Annotated in this window: 16 protein-coding genes; 10 read left to right on the top strand and 6 right to left on the bottom strand. The window is 56.3% G+C overall.

The window, feature by feature from the left end; translation table 11 throughout:
• Positions 1–3: 3 nt before the first annotated feature.
• Positions 4–1,332, top strand: coding sequence for a DUF3422 family protein (locus tag GTP58_RS27635; RefSeq protein WP_161080197.1), 1,329 nt, complete (start codon positions 4–6; stop codon positions 1,330–1,332).
• On the opposite strand, the gene GTP58_RS27630 is transcribed toward GTP58_RS27635, so the two are convergent.
• The gene (locus GTP58_RS27630) at positions 1,317–2,159 is read right to left on the bottom strand and encodes an alpha/beta hydrolase (protein ID WP_072784714.1); all 843 of its coding nucleotides are present in this window, start codon (positions 2,157–2,159) and stop codon (positions 1,317–1,319) included. The two genes, GTP58_RS27635 and GTP58_RS27630, sit on opposite strands and share 16 nt — an antisense overlap.
• Before the next feature lie 161 nt (positions 2,160–2,320).
• On the opposite strand from GTP58_RS27630, the gene GTP58_RS27625 reads away from it, so the two are divergent.
• Positions 2,321–3,100 (top strand): alpha/beta fold hydrolase, encoded by a 780-nt coding sequence (locus GTP58_RS27625; RefSeq protein ID WP_161080196.1) that lies wholly within the window; start codon positions 2,321–2,323, stop codon positions 3,098–3,100.
• A 13-nt stretch (positions 3,101–3,113) separates the two neighbouring features.
• Positions 3,114–4,124 carry an acetamidase/formamidase family protein gene (locus GTP58_RS27620; RefSeq protein WP_161080195.1) on the top strand — a complete coding sequence of 337 codons (1,011 nt, stop codon included), beginning with the start codon at positions 3,114–3,116 and terminating at the stop codon, positions 4,122–4,124.
• 12 nt (positions 4,125–4,136) lie between these two features.
• Here the strand turns inward: GTP58_RS27620 and GTP58_RS27615 are convergent, their stop codons facing one another.
• The 3 genes from GTP58_RS27615 to xylF are packed head-to-tail and all read right to left on the bottom strand — an operon-like array spanning position 4,137 to position 7,802.
• A complete protein-coding gene (locus GTP58_RS27615; protein ID WP_161080194.1) occupies positions 4,137–5,279 on the bottom strand; it encodes a sugar ABC transporter permease in 1,143 nt (380 codons plus the stop codon).
• The gene (gene xylG / locus GTP58_RS27610) at positions 5,266–6,798 is read right to left on the bottom strand and encodes a D-xylose ABC transporter ATP-binding protein (protein WP_161080193.1); all 1,533 of its coding nucleotides are present in this window, start codon (positions 6,796–6,798) and stop codon (positions 5,266–5,268) included. Before xylG ends, GTP58_RS27615 begins: the two co-directional genes overlap by 14 nt.
• Positions 6,798–7,802, bottom strand: coding sequence for a D-xylose ABC transporter substrate-binding protein (xylF, locus tag GTP58_RS27605; RefSeq protein ID WP_072784719.1), 1,005 nt, complete (start codon positions 7,800–7,802; stop codon positions 6,798–6,800). Before xylF ends, xylG begins: the two co-directional genes overlap by 1 nt.
• A 190-nt stretch (positions 7,803–7,992) precedes the next feature.
• Between xylF and GTP58_RS27600 the strand changes: the two genes are divergently transcribed.
• Positions 7,993–8,388, top strand: a complete 396-nt coding sequence (locus GTP58_RS27600) for a hypothetical protein (RefSeq protein ID WP_161080192.1) — start codon at positions 7,993–7,995, stop codon at positions 8,386–8,388.
• A 2-nt stretch (positions 8,389–8,390) separates the two neighbouring features.
• Here the strand turns inward: GTP58_RS27600 and GTP58_RS27595 are convergent, their stop codons facing one another.
• On the bottom strand, positions 8,391–9,110 hold the full coding sequence (locus GTP58_RS27595) for a hypothetical protein (RefSeq protein ID WP_161080191.1): 720 nt from the start codon (positions 9,108–9,110) through the stop codon (positions 8,391–8,393).
• A gap of 247 nt (positions 9,111–9,357) precedes the next feature.
• Here GTP58_RS27595 and GTP58_RS31160 point away from each other — a divergent pair, with 247 nt between their 5' ends.
• The 5 genes from GTP58_RS31160 to GTP58_RS27570 all read left to right on the top strand — a co-directional run bounded on the left by GTP58_RS31160 (position 9,358) and on the right by GTP58_RS27570 (position 14,948).
• Complete coding sequence (locus GTP58_RS31160; protein ID WP_202413884.1) at positions 9,358–9,966, top strand: PEP-CTERM sorting domain-containing protein; 609 nt, start codon at positions 9,358–9,360, stop codon at positions 9,964–9,966.
• Positions 9,967–10,083: 117 nt separating this feature from the next.
• Positions 10,084–10,794: a hypothetical protein gene (locus GTP58_RS27585; RefSeq protein ID WP_161080190.1), complete on the top strand. Its 711-nt coding sequence runs from the start codon at positions 10,084–10,086 to the stop codon at positions 10,792–10,794.
• Entirely contained in the window at positions 10,794–12,284 is a 1,491-nt protein-coding gene (locus tag GTP58_RS27580) for a hypothetical protein (protein WP_161080189.1), read from the top strand. Before GTP58_RS27585 ends, GTP58_RS27580 begins: the two co-directional genes overlap by 1 nt.
• Before the next feature lie 379 nt (positions 12,285–12,663).
• Positions 12,664–13,305: a uridine kinase gene (udk, locus tag GTP58_RS27575; RefSeq protein WP_072784729.1), complete on the top strand. Its 642-nt coding sequence runs from the start codon at positions 12,664–12,666 to the stop codon at positions 13,303–13,305.
• Positions 13,306–13,715: 410 nt separating this feature from the next.
• Positions 13,716–14,948 (top strand): site-specific integrase, encoded by a 1,233-nt coding sequence (locus GTP58_RS27570; RefSeq protein WP_161080188.1) that lies wholly within the window; start codon positions 13,716–13,718, stop codon positions 14,946–14,948.
• A gap of 38 nt (positions 14,949–14,986) precedes the next feature.
• Here GTP58_RS27570 and GTP58_RS27565 read toward each other — a convergent pair whose 3' ends face one another.
• The gene (locus GTP58_RS27565) at positions 14,987–15,820 is read right to left on the bottom strand and encodes a hypothetical protein (RefSeq protein ID WP_161080187.1); all 834 of its coding nucleotides are present in this window, start codon (positions 15,818–15,820) and stop codon (positions 14,987–14,989) included.
• Positions 15,821–16,198: 378 nt separating this feature from the next.
• Here GTP58_RS27565 and GTP58_RS27560 point away from each other — a divergent pair, with 378 nt between their 5' ends.
• Positions 16,199–16,381, top strand: coding sequence for an AlpA family transcriptional regulator (locus tag GTP58_RS27560; protein ID WP_154383153.1), 183 nt, complete (start codon positions 16,199–16,201; stop codon positions 16,379–16,381).
• The last annotated feature ends 177 nt before the right edge of the window (positions 16,382–16,558 follow it).

Below are 16,558 nucleotides of genomic sequence, written 5' to 3'. Positions count from 1 at the left end.
CCCATGTCGATCGCCTACCGTGCCAATGCCGATTTCGCCAAGCTGAATCACCCGATGCGGGTGCCGCTGTCGGCGGAAATCCATTCACGCCCGTTCCTGCAATTGCAGGCGCCGGAAAGCCTGACCCATTTTGCGCTGTACCTGCAGCAGGACCAGCCCTCGCGCCAGAACCACCGCAGCAGCCAGCACCAGATCCTGGAACAACTGTGCCTGCACTACGGCGTGGCCACACCGCATCCGCAGGCGCGCTACTTCTTCCATGACTTCGGCCGCTTCCGCCTCAAGTGGGAATGCCATACCGAGTTCGCCACCTACACCTTTGTCGAACCGGGCGACCCCAGCCTCGATTGCCGCGCTTCGTTCGACCGCATGCCTTTGCAGCACGTGCCGCAGGAGTGGCTGGCGGGGCTGGACGGCAAAATCATCGTCGCCGCCCACGTCCTGCTGTGCAAGGACGCGGACGATGCCGCCTTCGCCGACGGCATACAGGATCTGTTCCAGGGCAAGTCACTGGTCGGCAGCCACGCCGGCGCCAACGCGCAGGTATGGACCGACTTCCTGATCCAGCCCGATGGCTTCAGCCGTTTTGTGGTGCGCGATTTGCAGCTGCGCGAGTTCCAGGGCGGCCGCCTGGTGGGCCGGCTGCTGGAAATTGAAACCTACCGCATGATGGCCTTGCTCGGCCTGCCGCAAGCGGAAGCCACACAACCGGCACTGAACGGCATCGAGAACGAACTGGCCGGCCTGACCGCGACACTGGTCAGCAACCAGGCCAATGGCGACCAGGAGCTGCTGGACCGGATTACCGGCCTGGCCGCGCAACTGGAGAAGATCTCGGTCAACAACAGCTACCGCTTCGCCGCCTCGCAGGCTTACTTCAACCTGGTGCAGGCGCGCATCCAGGAACTCCGCGAAGTCCACGTGGAAGGCACGCCAACGCTGGGAGAGTTCATGAGCCGCCGCCTGGCGCCCGCAATGAACACCTGTAGCGCCGTGGCAGAGCGGCAGGAAACGCTGGCGCAGCGCATCGCCCGCAGCAACGACCTGCTGCGCACGCGCGTCGGCATCGAGCAGGAGCAGCAAAACCGACGTATCCTGCAATCGCTGGATGCGCGCGCGGCCCAGCAACTGCGCTTGCAGCAGGCGGTGGAAGGCCTGTCGGTTGCGGCCATCTCTTACTACACGCTGGGACTGGTGGGCTATGTGGGCAAGGCCATGAAGGCGGGCAGCCTGCCGGTCAATCCGGACCTGATGACCGGCATCGCCGTGCCGCTGGTGATCGCCGGCGTATGGCTAGGCCTGCGCCGCCTGCACCATCAGCTCAAGGGCTGATTGAAACGGCCCGACAGGAAACTGGCGATACGCGTCTGCGTCGATTCCAGATAGGGAATGTTGATATGGTCGGAATCGGGAACGATTTCGTCCGCATGCAGCATGCCCAGTTTTTCCACCAGCAGGTCGGTATGCGAGTGCGGCACGATATCATCTATCGCCGCGCGCAGCACATAGGTGGGCGCCTTGATCTGGTGGGCGTACTTCACCGATTCAAATTTATGCTGCAGCACATACTCCACCGGGATCGCCTTGAATTTGCGCTTGGCGATGGCGAGGATGGAATCGTAGGGCGTAATCAGCACCATGGAATGCGCTTCGCGCTCCATCGCCACCTGTACCGCCACACCGGAACCCAGGCTACGGCCAACCACCGCCATGCGTTTGGGATCGACGTGATGGCGCTCGCTGAGCCAGTCGTACAGCATGCGGCCATCTTCCACAAAGTGTTCTTCCGCCGGGTCGCCGTGCGAATCGCCGTAGCCGCGGTAGTTCACAGCCAGCACCGCCATCCCCGGGAACAGCTTGCCAGCGTCGCGCGCGACCCAGGAGATTTCCTCGGAGCGTCCGCCAAAGTACACCACGCCCGGATGCGGGCCAGCCACCGGTGGCGTCATGAGCCAGCCGGATAAGCGTGTGCCATCCTTCGAGCGCACCACGATAGGCCGTGTGCGGTGTCCGCTGCTGTATGGCTTGAGTACTTCCCGCCTGCTGCCCAATGGATTGAACAGCAAACGCTTTTGATTGGCTGCGACAGCAGCGGTCAAACCCATCCACAACACGCTGACGATGCCCGCCAGGCCTGCGACTTTTTTGGAATTATTCATAACTTCTACTTTACTCTTCTCCCGCATTGCCGCTGTACGCAAGCGTACAAATAACATCGCGGCGTGGTATAGACCACACATCGGGACGATTGCCTGTTTCTCAAGACAGCTGACGCAAACCGGTATAATCTGCGCTTCGCTTTTTCCATACCAAGCTGACAATGAAACCTGCTGTCGTTTTGCTGCATAGTTCCATGAGTTCCAAGTCCCAGTGGTCGTCGCTGAAAGCACAACTGGGTAGTGATTACCGCTGCATCGCCGTGGATTTGCAAGGCTATGGCGCATCGCCCTTCCCTTCCGGCGCGGCGGAAAGCGAAGCCTACGTCCACACGCTGGCGCATGAAGTCGATGCGGTCAGCGCCGCCATCGCCTCCGAACTGGAGCCGGGCGAGGCGTTTCACCTGGTCGGCCATTCCTTCGGCGGCGCCTGCGCGCTGCACATGGCGCGCCGCATGCCGCAACGCGTGCTGTCGCTGACACTGTTCGAGCCGGTGGCCTTCCACCTGCTGCCTGAGCAGCATCCGGCCAAGGCGGAAATCGTCAACGTGGTCGCGCGCATCGGTGCCTGCGACGAAGACCGCGATGCCACCCGCATCTTCATCGACTACTGGAACGGCGCCGGCTCGTTCGATAAGGCCCCCGCCGTTGCCCAGGACAAGATGATCGCAATGATCGCCAAGGTGCGCCTGGACTTCCAGGCCCTGCTGGGCGAACCTGCAGGCCTGGACGATTTGTCCATGTTGACCATGCCATCACTGGTCATGGCCGGCGAGAAGAGCCCTGCCTCCACGCGTCTGCTGGTGGAGCAGCTGGGCGTATCGCTACCCAATGCCACGGCGGCGAAAACGCGTGGCGCCCATATGGGGCCGATCACCCACGGCGACGTCGTCAACCCAATGATCGCCGCCTTCCTCAGCGGCGCCGAAGTCACCACCGACTAAGAAAGACCATCCCATGCGCCTCCCTGTCCTGCTGCTAAGTCTCCTGACCTTCCATGCCGCAGCGACAGCGGCCGACTACAACCTGCCGGCACGGCCAGACACCGTCGCATGGGGCTATTATTCCGGCCAGTCCAAACCCGTGCTGACAGTGCACAGCGGCGACACGGTGCGCATGCAGGCGCTATCCACCTGCGGTTCGCCAGAGCGCCTGATGGCGGCCGGCGTCAAGCCGGAAGACATCCCGCCTTACACGGCGCCCATCTACGAGCAGGTCAAGGACAAAGGCCCGGGCGGCCATATTCTCACTGGCCCCGTCGCCATCGAAGAAGCGGAACCGGGTGACGTGCTGGAAGTGCAGATCCTCAAAGTGGACCTGGACGCCAACTTCGCCTGCAACGCCTTTGCGCTGAACAAAGGCTTCCTGCCGATGGAGTATCCGTATAGCCGCTTCAAAATTGTGCCGCTCGACCGGCAGAAAATGATCGGCCACTTTGCACCGGACATAGAGATTCCGTTACGCCCCTTCTTCGGCAGCATGGGCGTAGCGCCATCTGGCGGCAAGATCGACAGCGCGCCACCGTTTGCCCACGCAGGCAATATGGATAACAAACACCTGGTGGCCGGCACCACGCTATACATCCCGGTCGCCGCCAAGGGCGCCTTGTTCCAGGTGGGCGACGGCCATGCGGCACAAGGCAACGGCGAAGTTGACATCACCGCGCTGGAGACGTACCTGAGCGGAAGCTTCCGCCTTGTCGTCCACAAGAACATGCATCTGCTGTGGCCACGCGCGGAAACACCCACGCACATCATCACCATGGGTTTTAGTCCGGACCTGAAGACCGCTACCGAACACGCACTGCGCGACATGATCGACTATCTGGTTACAGAAAAACAGTTGAACCGCGATGAAGCCTACATGCTATCCAGCGTGGCGGTGGATATGGAGATCACGCAGCTGGTAGACGGTAACGTCGGCGTACACGCCATGCTGCCCAAGCAGATTTTCAAGAGCACCAGATAGCGCGTTGGGCCATCAGCGACGACCGGAGCGCGTCGCGACATCGACCCACACCGCCAGCGTCAAGATGCCGCCTTTGACGATCATCTGCCAGTAGGTGTCAACGTCCAGCATGGACATGCCGTTGTCCAGCGACGCCATCACCAGCGCACCAATCAGGGCGCCATACACCGTACCGGAGCCGCCGCGCATCGACGTGCCGCCAATGAAGCAGGCGGCAATCGCATCCAGTTCGCCGGAGGTGCCTGCCGATGGCGAACCTGCAGCCATGCGCGCGGTATTCAGCAAGCCGGCCAAGGCGCACATCAAACCCATGATGCCGAAGATCCATAGCTTCACCGCCTGCACATTGATGCCCGAAAGACGCGTCGCCTCCATATTGCTGCCCACCGCGTAAATGCGGCGCCCGAACACGGTCTGCGTCGCGATGTAGCTGAATATCCCCAGTAGTACCAGCAACAGCAGCACTGGCAGCGGTATCCCTTCATACTCATTGAGCGTGCTGACAAACGCAAGCAGCACCGCGCCTATCGCTGCCAGACGCACCGCGTGGCGCCACAGCGCAGGCACCGGCAGATGATGGCGCGCGAGGTTGACGCGCTGGCGCCAGATCAGCACCGCAGCCAGCACAAACAGCACCACGCCCAATGCCATGCCCACTTGCGGCGGCAGATAGCCCTGCCCCAGCTGCACCATGGACTCCGACACCGGCGCCACCGTTGCGCCGCCCGTCACGCCTAGCACAATGCCGCGATAGGCCAGCATGCCGCCCAGGCCGACAATGAACGACGGTATGCCTGCATACTCGGTCAGGAAACCGTTAAATAAACCCAGCACCAATCCGCAAGCCAGTACCAGCGCCACCGTCGCAGGCGGCGCCATGTGCTGCGTTACGTCCAGTACCGCCGCTATGCCGCCCAATAGCCCCAGCAGCGAACCGACAGACAAATCAATCTCCCCGGCGATAATCACGAACACCATGCCGCAGGCGACGATGCCCGTGACAGCCATCTGCCGCATCAGGTTGGAGAGATTGCGCGGCGAGATAAATCCGCCTTCCGTTTTCATGCTGAAGAAGGTCCAGATAATGGCAATCGCAATCAGCAGCGCGAGAAGTTTGTACTGCGTGAAGAACTGTTTGATTTTAGTGGGAGTCATGGTGCGCCAAAGCCGCCGAAAGTAGGATTTCCTGAGTCAGGTTCTGATTAACAAAATCACCGCGCAACTGGCCTTCGCCCATCACCAGCACGCGGTCGGACACGCCCAACACCTCCGGCAGTTCCGACGACACCATGATGATGGCGACGCCCTGGCTGGCCAGTTCCAGCATCAGCTTGTAGATTTCGAATTTGGCGCCCACATCCACGCCGCGCGTGGGCTCGTCAAGTATCAGCACCTTGGGTCTGGTGAGCAGCATCTTGGACAGCACGGCCTTTTGCTGATTGCCGCCCGATAGCGATGTAATCGGCAGGAATGGACTGGCCGTCCTGAGTCCCAGCCGCACGATCTCTTCGCTGACGGTTTTCAGCTCGGCCTCGCGGTCAATGCGCGTAAAGCGCGCGTAGCGTTCCAGCACCGCCAGCGTCATATTCTGCCCCACTTCCAGGTCGCGCACGATGCCATGCTGCTTGCGGTCCTCCGGCACCAGCGCCAGGCCATTGCGGATGGCTTTCAACGGTGTGCGGGTATCGATCTTCGCGCCATTCAGCCACACCTCCGCCTCGCACGCGCCAGGGTAAGCGCCAAATAGCGCGGACACCAGCTCCGTGCGCCCTGCACCTACCAGGCCGGCAATGCCAAGGATCTCCCCCTGGCGCAGCGTGAAGGAAACATTATCGACCTTTTTACGTTCAGGCTTGTCGATGTCGTAGCACGTGACATGGCGCGCCTCGAACACCACATCGCCGAGCGTGCGCTCCAGCTGCGGATACAGCTGATGCATCTCACGCCCGACCATCTGCGCGATGATCTGCCTTACGTCCATCTGCTGCATCGGCGTGGTGGCGATATGTTTGCCGTCGCGGATCACCACGACGGTGTCGCAAATGGCTTCCACCTCATCCAGCTTGTGCGAAATGTAGACGCACGCCACGCCCCTGGCTTTCAGGCCGCGTATGATCTCCAGCAGCACCTGCGTTTCGGCAGCCGTCAACGACGACGAAGGCTCATCAAGAATCAGCAGGCGCGCGTTCTTGTTAAGGGCCTTGGCTATTTCAATCAGCTGCTGGTGTCCGCCACCGTAGTTCATGACCGGCAGCGCCACATTCACATCATCAAGCTTGAGTTCTTTCAGCAGCGCTTCCGCGCGCTGATGCATGGCGGGATAATGCATGCGGCCACCCGGCAGCGTGATCTCGTTGCCGAGGAAGAGATTCTCGGTCACCGACAACTCGGGTACCAGCATCAGCTCCTGATGGATGATGACAATGCCTGCCGCTTCACTCTCGCGTATCGACTGCGCCTTGAGCGGCTGGCCATCCCACAGAATTTCACCGTCCCAGCTGCCATGCGGATAGACCGCCGACAGCACTTTCATCAAGGTCGATTTACCGGCGCCGTTCTCGCCGCACAAACCAATGCACTCACCGGGCTTGATCTTCAAGTCGATACCGTCAAGCGCAGGCACACCGCCGAACTTCTTGACGATGCCCTTCATTTCCAGCAAATAGCCAGACATTACTTGCCCGAGATTTGGGCTTGCGTGTAGAAGCCATCCTTGACCACCAGGTCCACATTCGCCTTGGTCAGCAGCACAGGCTTAAGGAACAAGGCATCGACCTGCTTGAAGCCGTTGTCATATTTGGCGTTGAATGCAGGCTTCTCATTGCGCACCAGCTGCACCGACAGCTTGGCTGCCTCCGACGCGATCAGCTTCAGCGGCTTGTACACCGTCAGCGTTTGCGTACCGGCGATCACGCGTTTCACCGCCGCCAGGTCGGAGTCCTGGCCCGACACAGCGACCTTGCCATCCAGCTTCTGCGCAGCCAGCGCCTGAATCGCGCCGCCAGCAGTAACGTCATTCGAAGCCACCACGGCATCGATCTTGTTGCCATTCGCGGTGAGCGCATTTTCAACAATCGACATCGCCTCCGCCGGGCTCCAGTCCTTGACCCACTGCTTGCCGACGACTTTCACATCGCCCTTGTCAATCAAGGGCTGCAGCACTTTCAGCTGGCCGTCGCGCAGCATCTTGGCGTTGCTGTCAGTCGGCGCGCCGCCCAGCAGGTAGAAGTTCCCCTTCGGCCTGGCCGCCAGCACGCCTTGGGCCTGCAACTGGCCGACCATATTGTTATCGAAGGAGATGTAGGCGTCGATATCCGCATTCATGATCAGGCGGTCGTAGGAGACAACCTTGATCCTGGCCTTCTTCGCCTCGCGCACCGCGTTGGTCAGCACGGTGGCGTTGTAGGGAACGATGACCAGCACATCAACGCCGCGCGCGATGAGATTTTCAATCTGAGCGATCTGACGCTGCTCGCTGGCGTCAGCCGATTGCACAAATACCTTGGCCCCCTGCTGCTCGGCGGCGGCGACAAAATAGTCGCGGTCGCGCGCCCAGCGCTCCACACGCAGGTCGTCAATCGAGAAGCCGATCTTGGGGGTCTTGGCATCGGCCATGGCGTTGCCACCCGCGACAGCCAGCATCACGGCAATAGCGGCCGTGCTCAGTAATTTCTTCATCGTTTTCAGTCTCCAGTTTGCCGAGTTCTATGCCCAACGCTATGTCGTGGCAGGTCTGTCTGTCCTGCCTCGCTGCGTTATAGTACCTCAGGCAGCCAGCTCAGGCGTTGGCAGTACGGCGCTCAACGGATGCCCCTCGATTCGCGCAATATCAAGTACACCGTCTCGGACACGGTGCTAGACTGGCTTTATGACGCCCGCCACCAATCCCACCTCCCAGATAGAGACCATTGAAGCACGGATGGACGGCAGAGTCTCGTCTGTAGAAGCCACCTACACTGAGTTTTCCAAACGCATGGATGAGCGGCAGAAGAACTCCGATGCCAAATTTGATCGTATCGAGGCAATGCTAGCGGAAATGCGAACGTCACTGGCCAATTTGCGCATTACCATTATCATCACTGGCATTACCGTCATCCTCGGCGTCGCAGCATTCAACGCCACCGTGATGTCCAACATGATTGCCTCATTCGAGTCCGGCAAAAACCTCAGCACTGCGCAGGCCGAGGTAAAACGGCAAACAGAAGAAACGGCCAAGCTCCTGAGAAAAATTCAGGACGACCTGGAAAAAACCGGGAAGAAATAAGTCTACAGCTTAAAGAACGGCTCCAGCGCTAACGCCACACCATCCGCCAGATCCTTATCCTCAGCAAACAAATCCGGCCGCACCTCGTTCTGCAGCGTCAAAAAATTGACGCGATACGGCAGCATGGCGCCGCCATAGGTACTCAACACCAACTCGCCACTGGCGGCAAACATATTCAAGCCAACCGACAAGCCTAGCGTCGAACCATTGCCACGTACATCATCGCCACCACCACCCTTGGCAGGCAGCCGGCGGATCTGACCATCCCACGCTGCTGACACGCCAGCAACTTCGGCCTTGCGCAACACCAGTTGCGGGCGTATCACCATTGCCGCCTTGGTCTCGGCGCTAACGCGCTGTACCAGGTGCCCCAAGGCCTGCGCATACTCGCGCCGCTTCATCGCCCCGGTCGCCGGATCGAACACGCCACCAACCTCAGCTATTTCCTGCCGCCAGATAGCGTTGTAACTATCCTGGTCCAGCGCCACCACCTTGTAACCCGCCTGGCTCAGTTGCAAACGCAGTTGCTCCTTCAACAGCGCCACGCCCTCCTGCAAATCCAGCGCCGCCACCTGCGGCGGCAACATCACCACCAGCGCTGGCGCGGCAGGACGCTGGAAGCCTGAGGCGATCAGATTATCGCTCGACAGCGGAGGCGGTACAGACGTGCAGGCAGCAAACAACAAAGACAGTGTAGCGAGCGACAGTTTTTTCACGAGCATGCGAGGATGAGTTAGCAATAACCGCGCAGCATATCAGTTTGCACTCAAGAAATTGTCACAGATACTCACCGCAAACTTCAGGCTGGCCGTGCGTGTTCGCACATTCTGCCGGCCTCGGCCTCAATAGAATCAAATCCACTGCTGTAAAGAAAACACGATGTTAATGCATCAACTGTAGCGCGCCCCGCGTATTGCCCGGCGACGAAGGCGCTAGCTCGAACTGCCAGGCATACATGAGGAGATACACATGCGCTCGCCCCTGCGTTCCTGCCTGATCGCCAGCTGCATCGCGCTTGCCGCGCCGCTGGCTTTTGCACAGAACACCATCGATCAGAAACAGGAAGACATCTCGTATGCGATGGGCGGTTTCTTTCAAAGCGGACTAGCCCAGTCCTTCCAGACCAGCGCCGACAGCATCAGCGGCGCCGGCATCGAGTTATGGCCGCGCGCCGAGGAAGACGGACCCGTCACCATCGCCCTGTGGGACGCCCTGCCCACGCAAGGCGGCGTGAAGCTGGCGGAAGGCGTGGCCAAAGGCGTCGGCACCTTGTGGGCGGATACCTTCTGGAAGCCGGTCAAGGCCGAAGCCAACAAGACCTACTTCCTCACCTTCACCAGTGACACTCCGATCTTCATCATCGGCGGCAGCCTCGACAACTATAAAAAGGGCATGGCCTACGCTAACGACTACACGCCGTTCTCCCAATACGACTACACCTTCCGTACCTATGCTGCACCGTTGCCAGCGCAGACAACGCCAGTGCCCGAGCCAGCCACAGCGGCCATGATGCTGGCGGGGCTGGGGTTGCTGGCAGGCCAATTGCACCGCCAAACGAGACGGCGTCCAAGTCGATAAATCAGTTTGGTTGCCAGTTTAAATATTTTTTGATTAATACAATAATTGAAGAGATTTCCAACGTGCAAATCAGTTCACAATATCAGCTCCTGCCGACTTAATTCTGGAGATTGATAAATGCTAGAGCAAGCGTTCCGCCCATTTCTTGAAGCATTGAACGAAAGCCAAGGTATCAGACACATCGAAGGTGAGTTCACGAATCCGGAGGCACTGTTCCAAACGGAAGTACTTGCAAAGCTCGATGAACAGCATAAGGGCCTGTATGCGCTTTTCCTCTACGATTTAAGAAATGATGAGGGTGTCGCTGCCTATCTGCAATCGGGCGGTGTAGGAAACGATAGCACCGATGCTGTCTTGGTCTTGTACGAAAAAGCACCGCGTTCGCGCCGCAGCAGCACCTTTGCCGGTTTGGACATCAGTCTCTCAGAAGAAAACCCAGCGGTGGTTTTCGCCCGTGATCTATTCCCCGCAAAACCGCTGAAGTTACCTGGCGTCCTGCTACTTCAACGTATCGCGCATGCCTCTGATGCGGTATACGTACCGCTGGAGGGCAATCAGGAAAAGGTAACCGCACGAGTGCGAAAACTATTTCCTCTTCTCCCTGCCACCACCAAAAATGCAGACCTCCCCACCAACACTTTCGGCGAGCGCGTAGGCAAGGCCTTGGACTTGGCGGATATCCCGCATCAACGCAGCGAACCACTTACCGCCGGCGACTACCTTCGCAAATTCCTTATATTTCTATGGAAACACAAGCGTGATCTGGCCGCGATCGTACCGTTTGTTGGCAAGGCGGTGCACGGCAACGCAGAGCAAGGGGACGATTAATGGCACTCAATCAACTCATTACAGCGGCTGTATCACAGTACCGCGCCTTTGGTCTGCTCGCCGACAGAACACACCCCGCCTTCCCTGATGATTTAACACACTTCATCCGTGCCCATGGCCATCCATTTTCCAGAGCATTGGCCACAGTCGATAATGGCGCGCCATACCAGGCCGTCATGGGCCTTCCGTTTTTACTATGTTCTAGCGAAACGGCGCCAGAAGCCCCGCCTGGCGGCTACTACGGCCGTGGAACGATACTCGGGCTGGGATCGTTGCTGGCCTCACGTTACGAGTTCTGGCAAAAACAGAAAATGCCTGAGGAAGCAGGAAATATTTTGATTTACCTGCAGCGAGCAGCACTGTATGTCCTGCATATGACCAATTTCAATACCAGCGTGCGCTACCTGCTCGATCTACAAAAGCACGGCTTTTTGCTTGAGCCTGACCCTATAGCGCTAAAGAACTGCCTGATCTTCCTGTTTCAAGTCCGCCAGCGTGTTGCCAGCGACGATGATATCGTTTCGTTCTGCCTCGGTAACCAGCCTCACAATGATTTCGACTGGTATACCGCAGAATTGTTGCCGGTAAATCTAGCGGCGCTACGAGTATTGCGCGACGGAGCCGATGGCATTGCCTATCTGCTGCAGACAGCGGAAAAGGATATCGACGAAGTTAGGGCTGCACAAAGCTACGACGAATGGGTGCTCGGCCAACATTATCTATTCAAGCTGATGCAGGCCACTATTTTTACCCTCCGAACGCTGGACATGGATCAGGAGACGGCTTTCAAAGCCTTTGATATCAAGTACGAAGAAATTGCGGCTGATTGTGGCGCGTACACCTACATCATAAAAGGCGCCCCCTCCCGCTATCCTTTTGAATTCAGTTTTAACGGTGCGCATGCAGCCATCCTGGCAGCCCAGATGGGCGGCGGCAACTGGCAGGACAGGATATGCGAGGAACGGGTATTGGTGCCGGACCAGCTCGCAGACCTGTTACTGCCAAACGACGACACCATCAATCTACGGCCGCCACGAACCTCTGTGCCCGCACCTTGGCATCTGCTCTCATCCACAGTGGCACCAGTATATGCGGCTGTGGTCATGCGCAATTCGCGGTATCGTTCTTTGATCCGGCCTGATGCTGCACAAGCAGGCCAGGCCCCAGCAGCGCCTGTCGATATGCAATTGCTGGTGCGCACGATAAGAGAAAATCCGGAAAACCGGGAATTACTGGATCGCATACTGGCGACTACGCCTTATTCGGACCAGCATTTGCTGGTAGACGCGATATCTTTTGACCTCCAGGGAGAGCCCGAAGTAGCCATGGCCCGCACTCAGCAAGCCATCCTCATCGACCCGAGCAACTTTCTGTACTGGTCTGCCGCTGCAGGTTTCCTGGACAAGCTTGGGGACCTGGAGGCCTCCGCAGGCCTGGCAAGCTTCGCGCGCACCTTACGCAATGAGAGGCAGCAGGAGCGCGCATCATGACCTCATGATCGCTGCGATAGCGCCGTCAGGGAATTTTCCGCTTTTCACTATGCCTGACGGCGCGCTCATCCATAGCATTACACTAATTGCCTCAATGCCCGGGTCCGTTTGCGGTCCGAGTCAGATCATCACAGCGTGAATTCAATAGCCATCAGATGCCAATCGATCAAGTTCGATTCTGGTGGCATCAGGATGCTTCAGGCGAAACGGGTATTTTTCCAAACTCATAAATCAATACTCGTTTTTCAAATTGTCGCGACTGCTTTAGCATAGACAGAGGGGCTGGCTGGCGCTCAACGCCAGCATCACACGACTGCTGAATGCCGCTTTAGAACAGCCGCTCCCTGTCAGTTCGGCCGCGGTTCCGGTATCATTCGGCATGAATACGATTTCTTTCCAACCGTTTATTATTGGCGTCGCAGGCGGTAGCGGCAGTGGTAAATCCACTGTGTCCCAGAAAGTGCTCGCTGCGTTTGGTGCAGATATGGTTTCGGTGGTGATGCAAGATGATTACTACCGCGACCAAACCCATCTCAGCCCTGAAGTCCGCAGCCAGCAGAATTACGACCATCCGCAAGCTTTCGAATGGCCATTGCTGGTGCAACATGTGCAAGCCTTGCGCAATGGCGAGGCGATTGAGATGCCAGAGTACGATTTCACGCTCCACAACCGCTCCAACCGCACCATTCCCGTCAAGCCAGCCCCGGTCATCGTGATCGAAGGTCTGTTTGCCTTGTATGACGCCGACTTGCGCGACATGATGTCGCTGAAGATCTTTGTCGATACCGCCTCTGACATCCGCTTTATCCGCCGTATGCAACGGGATATCACCGAGCGCGGCCGATCGGTAGAGAGCGTGGTCAGCCAGTATCTGGAAACGGTGCGTCCGATGCACAAGCAATTCATCGAGCCGACCAAGCGCAACGCCGATATCATTATTCCACACGGTGCCAATGGCCCGGCAGTCGATATGATTACTACCAAGGTAGCCAGCGTTATCGGGCAGTTGAAGCGGTCTTGATTGTTCGGTGCCGCCATTCGGGCAATTGGTGAAGTGAAATAGTGCTTTTAGGAATTCTTGCGCTGCGCGCGGCGCCTTTGGCGCGCCACCGCGTAGCGGTGGCAGTCGGACGATTCGGAGCGGCTCGCCCCGGTAGGGGCGATGCCTTCGAATCCCCACGCAAGCCCCGCAGGGGGCTTGCTTCTCTCCGCCAAGGCACAAAAACAAAAAAGCCACCCGAGGGTGGCTTTTTGCTTTTGTGTCCTTGGCGGAGAGAGGGTCCGCGCAGGCAGAATCCACCAGTGTCCACGAAGCTCCGCAAATCCTTTAATAAACAAATAGATAGATAAAGTTTACATCCACGAACGTCCTTTACCATTCGCTAAAATCCAGCTACTATTTGATAGTCATTTCGATAGTTGGAAAATATAATGGGACGCACGCAACAACGACTCACGGCACTTCAAGTAAACAAACTCAGCAAGCCTGGATTGTACGGGGACGGGGGCGGTCTGACACTGCAAATCACTCGCGGCGGGGTGAAGTCCTGGCTATTCCGCTACATGATGGCAGGTAAAGCATACGGCATGGGCTTGGGACCAATTCATACAGTCAGTCTAGCGGAAGCTCGCCAGAAGGCATTAGCAGCGCGGAAGTTAGTTCTTGACGGCATTAACCCCCTTGCTGCGAAGAAGCAGGAACAACTAGCAGCCGCGCTAGCTGATGCGAAGATGTTCACTTTTGACCAATGCTCCAAAGCGTATATCGCAGCACAAAAAGCGGGCTGGAAGAATGCCAAGCATGCCGATCAATGGACTAACACACTCAATGCTTACGCTAGCCCTATATTTGGTCATTTGCCTGTGGCCGAGATCGACACAGGCTTGATCGTGAAGTGCCTCACGCCAATTTGGGAATCCAAGACTGAAACGGCCAGCCGGCTACGTGGACGCATCGAGTCTGTACTGGGATGGGCCACCACCAGCGGGTACCGCATCGGTGAAAATCCGGCACGATGGAAAGGTCATCTTGAAAACTTGCTGGCCACTATCAGCAAATCCAGTCGCATCAAACATCATCCATCCCTGGCCTGGCAGCGCATGGGCGAATTTGTATCCGCACTCAAATCTCGCGAAGGCGCTTCTGCCCGCGCCGTCGAATTCGCAATTTTGACTGCTTGTCGCTCCGGCGAAGTGCGCGGCGCTCGATGGTCAGAATTCGATCTCGAAAAGAAGGTCTGGACCATTCCAGCGGAACGCATGAAGGCCAAGCGGGAGCATGAAGTCCCTTTAAGTGATGCAGCGTTGGCGCTACTAAAGTTGATGCCTGAGCGGGGCGATATTGTGTTTGCAGGCACCAAGGAGCAGCCGCTGTCGGACATGTCACTGACCGCCGTAATTCGACGCATGAACGACGGCGACACGCCAATCTGGGTAGATGTAAACGGTGAAGGTATCACCGTTCACGGTTTCCGTAGCAGCTTCCGGATGTGGGCAGCCGAGACAACCAACTACCCACGTGAAGTTGCCGAACACGCTCTTGCACATCAATTGCCGGACGCTGTAGAACGAGCCTATCAGCGTGGTTCACAATTTGCGAAGCGCGCAGCACTAATGACGGAATGGGCGATTTATTGCAATAAGTTGCCAGCCAAGCCATCGTAGCCCCATCAAACGGCATAGTCAAACCTAAGAGCACCGGCTTAATCCAAAGATATTCTCCTCACCTTTTCTGGCAAATACAGTCCCTTTTCAAACTCACATTGAACTAACGCCTCAATAATTTGAGGGCGACTGGAGTTATATATAATTGCCAATTTATCAATAAAATTCGCAGTTTTATCCGAAAGCTCAAAATTGTACTGCTTCTTTCCTATTTTCTTATTTTTTTCTCGACGTCTTATTTGATTCCAATTATCTCGAATTGAATCCGCATCAGATTTCTTTTCTTTATAGCTTACATCTAATTCGTCGAAAAACATCAATAGATCTTTGTAATTCCTAAACGGCGACCTTCCCTTGGTTTCACGACCTCTTCTATCTACCAACCAAGTCCAGGCAAAATTACAGCGAGCAATCTCGTCTTCACGCTTAAACCACTGGAATAGTCGATCACTTTTTTGATGCTCATTCCAATCCCATTGCATTCTCTCAACAGTTCTAGCTTTTTCTTGTAATTCTTCATCAAGATAATCAATGCTTGCTATAACTAAGTTCCTACCAAATAGATTAGCGATTACTGGATAGCGACGTATATTAATTTTCCTTTTAATAAAAATCATCAACCAGTTAATTTGCCTTTCATCCTCCGAAATCCAATCCAATCGTTCCTTAGGTAAGAAACTGTCTTCCGATAATGTTTTTCGAAGAACACGCTCACTTGCCTTTTCAATAGATTTTAAACTATTTCTGAAATCGGCAGTTCCAAGCTCTCCTCTTGGAATATCAAAACCTGCCTGTGCTCTTTGAAAAGAAATCCAGGCATCAAACCGAACGTCGGACAGATACTGCTCAAGTGGCTTCGTATGTCTTTGCATAAATATTATCAATAATTTATCTTTGCGAGAATTTTCTCTTATCAACTTCTACGCGTCTATGGAAATTCTAGATCAATTATAGGCGAAGTCAAGGCCGAATCTACGTCACTTCTAGAACGAATATAGTATTGTAAATTACATCAATTTAGTCGCACTCCCCTCTGCAAGCCCCCCCCCTCCCTCTCAGTAAACACTTCCAGTCGAAGCCTCATCTTGTCCAGTTGAATACGCCTTTACAGACTCTTAGAACCTCCCCGGCCCGGCAATGTAGCGAGTCCAACCATACTGCCGCCCCACCACTCCAAGAAAGCAGCCCTTCGCATATCGCAGAAAAATATTCGGACTCCGGATCGTTTGAGAAAACCACCGGAGCCAAACATGAAAGTACTTCGCCTATCCCAAGTCATGCTATCAACAGGCCTTGGCCGCTCAACCATCTACAAGTACATCGCTATTGGAAATTTCCCAGCCCCTTTTAAGCTCAGCGAGCGCTGCGTCGGCTGGCTCGAAAGCGAGATCCAGCAGTGGATTCAATCACGCCTAGACATGCGCAAGCGTTAACACGAACCTGAGCATTTTTTCAGGTACTAATTTCCCAGAGTTGTACTTTCACAATAAAGCATAAATATTTCTCTTCAAACTGCTGAGAGTTTTCCAACACCGAGGCCTTGATGGTCTCGGTATTAGTAATATGCTTTAATGTTTTATAGAAGAAGAGAAAGGTAGAAGGAGCATCTA

The organism is Duganella sp. CY15W, assembly GCF_009857555.1.
Lineage (GTDB): Bacteria > Pseudomonadota > Gammaproteobacteria > Burkholderiales > Burkholderiaceae_D > Rugamonas > Rugamonas sacchari.
Note: the sequence above shows the minus strand (reverse complement) of the source record. Positions and strands in the feature narration are given on the sequence as shown.

Excerpts from the sequence above, each read along its gene's own strand:
- GTP58_RS27580 (WP_161080189.1), top strand. The coding sequence starts at position 10,794 with ATGGCACTCAATCAACTCATTACAGCGGCTGTATCACAGTACCGCGCC.
- GTP58_RS27635 (WP_161080197.1), top strand. The coding sequence starts at position 4 with ATGTCGATCGCCTACCGTGCCAATGCCGATTTCGCCAAGCTGAATCAC.
- GTP58_RS27620 (WP_161080195.1), top strand. The coding sequence starts at position 3,114 with ATGCGCCTCCCTGTCCTGCTGCTAAGTCTCCTGACCTTCCATGCCGCA.
- GTP58_RS31160 (WP_202413884.1), top strand. The coding sequence starts at position 9,358 with ATGCGCTCGCCCCTGCGTTCCTGCCTGATCGCCAGCTGCATCGCGCTT.
- GTP58_RS27560 (WP_154383153.1), top strand. The coding sequence starts at position 16,199 with ATGAAAGTACTTCGCCTATCCCAAGTCATGCTATCAACAGGCCTTGGC.
- GTP58_RS27595 (WP_161080191.1), bottom strand. The coding sequence starts at position 9,110 with ATGCTCGTGAAAAAACTGTCGCTCGCTACACTGTCTTTGTTGTTTGCT.
- udk (WP_072784729.1), top strand. The coding sequence starts at position 12,664 with ATGAATACGATTTCTTTCCAACCGTTTATTATTGGCGTCGCAGGCGGT.
- GTP58_RS27565 (WP_161080187.1), bottom strand. The coding sequence starts at position 15,820 with ATGCAAAGACATACGAAGCCACTTGAGCAGTATCTGTCCGACGTTCGG.
- GTP58_RS27615 (WP_161080194.1), bottom strand. The coding sequence starts at position 5,279 with ATGACTCCCACTAAAATCAAACAGTTCTTCACGCAGTACAAACTTCTC.
- GTP58_RS27625 (WP_161080196.1), top strand. The coding sequence starts at position 2,321 with ATGAAACCTGCTGTCGTTTTGCTGCATAGTTCCATGAGTTCCAAGTCC.
- GTP58_RS27570 (WP_161080188.1), top strand. The coding sequence starts at position 13,716 with ATGGGACGCACGCAACAACGACTCACGGCACTTCAAGTAAACAAACTC.
- xylG (WP_161080193.1), bottom strand. The coding sequence starts at position 6,798 with ATGTCTGGCTATTTGCTGGAAATGAAGGGCATCGTCAAGAAGTTCGGC.
- GTP58_RS27600 (WP_161080192.1), top strand. The coding sequence starts at position 7,993 with ATGACGCCCGCCACCAATCCCACCTCCCAGATAGAGACCATTGAAGCA.
- GTP58_RS27630 (WP_072784714.1), bottom strand. The coding sequence starts at position 2,159 with ATGAATAATTCCAAAAAAGTCGCAGGCCTGGCGGGCATCGTCAGCGTG.
- GTP58_RS27585 (WP_161080190.1), top strand. The coding sequence starts at position 10,084 with ATGCTAGAGCAAGCGTTCCGCCCATTTCTTGAAGCATTGAACGAAAGC.
- xylF (WP_072784719.1), bottom strand. The coding sequence starts at position 7,802 with ATGAAGAAATTACTGAGCACGGCCGCTATTGCCGTGATGCTGGCTGTC.